This is a genomic window from Orenia metallireducens, from assembly GCF_003001995.1.
Lineage (GTDB): Bacteria > Bacillota > Halanaerobiia > Halobacteroidales > Halobacteroidaceae > Orenia > Orenia metallireducens_B.
On record NZ_PVNB01000083.1, the window covers coordinates 1 to 1,579 of the forward strand.

Below are 1,579 nucleotides of genomic sequence, written 5' to 3' on the forward strand. Positions count from 1 at the left end.
GGTAGAGAGTTTGGATTTATTGGAACAAGAATGAGAAAGAATAGAAAGGTAGTTGTTGGTTACTGGAAAGACGAAGAGGTAATCAATCAACTTTCAATCTGGATGCGTGCAGCAGCAGCTTGGGCAGATGCTCAAGGAGCAAAGATAGCTCGCTTTGGTGACAACATGCGCCAAGTAGCTGTAACTGAAGGAGATAAGGTTGAAGCTCAGATTAAACTAGGTTATGAAGTCAATGGATATGCTTTAGGTGATCTTGTTAAGTATGTTGATAAGGTAAGTGAAGCAGAGATTGACGAATTAATCAAAGTTTATCAAGAAGAGTACAAAGTAGCTGAAGACTTACTTCCAGGTAATGATAAGCATCAATCTTTAAGAGATGCAGCTAAGATTGAGTTAGGAATGAAATCCTTCTTAGAAGCAGGTAACTTCAAAGCCTTTACTACAAACTTCCAAGATCTACATGGTTTAAAGCAATTACCAGGTCTTGCTGTACAGAGATTGATGGCAGCTGGATATGGTTTTGGTCCAGAGGGAGACTGGAAGACTGCTGCCTTAGTTAGAGCAATGAAGGTAATGGGTCAAGGTCTAGAAGGTGGAGCAGCATTGATGGAGCATTATACTTATCATCTTGATAAAGAAGATACTAAGGTGTTAGGTTCACACATGTTAGAGATCTGTGAAACTATTGCTGATGGTAAACCATCTTTAGAGGTACATCCTTTAGGAATTGGTGGAAAAGAAGACCCTGCTAGATTGGTCTTTGATGTAGCAGAAGGGTTGGCAGTAAATGCATCTATGATCGATATGGGAGATAGATTGAGATTGATCGTTAATGAAGTAGATGTAGTAGAACCTAATGAAGACTTACCAAAACTACCTGTAGCAAGAGTGTTATGGGAGCCAAAACCAGATTTACAAACAGAAGCAGCAGCTTGGATTTATGCTGGAGGAGCACATCATACTAGCTTTAGTCAAGCAATAACTCAGGAATATTTACAAGACTTTGCTGATATAGCTGACCTAGAATATGTTTTAATTGATGAAGATACTAAGATACCAGAATTTAAGCAGAAGCTTAATTGGAACGATATTTATTATAGATTTAAAGGACTATAATTTAAATAAAGTGTGAGTGGTTAGTGTGAGGGTGGGTAAAAAAGTACTCACACTCACACTAACACTAGTACTGATTTTTGAAGGAGAGATATAAATGTTAGAAAAGCTAAAAGCAGAGGTTCTAGAAGCTAATTTAGAGCTACCTAAAAAGGATTTAGTCACTTATACTTGGGGAAATGTGAGTGGTATTGATAGAGAGCAGGGCTTAGTAGTCATTAAACCAAGTGGTGTCTCTTATGACAAAATGACTGCTGATGATTTAGTAGTGGTAGATTTAGAGGGAAATGTAGTAGAGGGAGATTTAAAGCCATCATCTGATACAGCTACTCATCTAGTCTTATATAAAAATTTCCCTAATATCGGAGGGATAGTTCATACCCATTCACCTTGGGCAACAAGTTGGGCACAGGCTGGTAGAGCAATTCCTGCCTTTGGAACTACTCATGCTGATTACTTTTATGGA

At 38.2% G+C, this 1,579-nt stretch carries 2 protein-coding genes; both read left to right on the forward strand.

All coding sequences use genetic code 11. From position 1 onward, the window contains the following. Positions 1-1,116 (forward strand): L-arabinose isomerase family protein (locus BX659_RS18675; RefSeq protein WP_099459015.1); only part of this gene is annotated, 1,116 nt, incomplete at its 5' end. A 94-nt stretch (positions 1,117-1,210) separates the two neighbouring features. Next, the coding region (locus BX659_RS18680; protein WP_172432032.1) for a class II aldolase/adducin family protein at positions 1,211-1,579 on the forward strand (369 nt) is incomplete at its 3' end.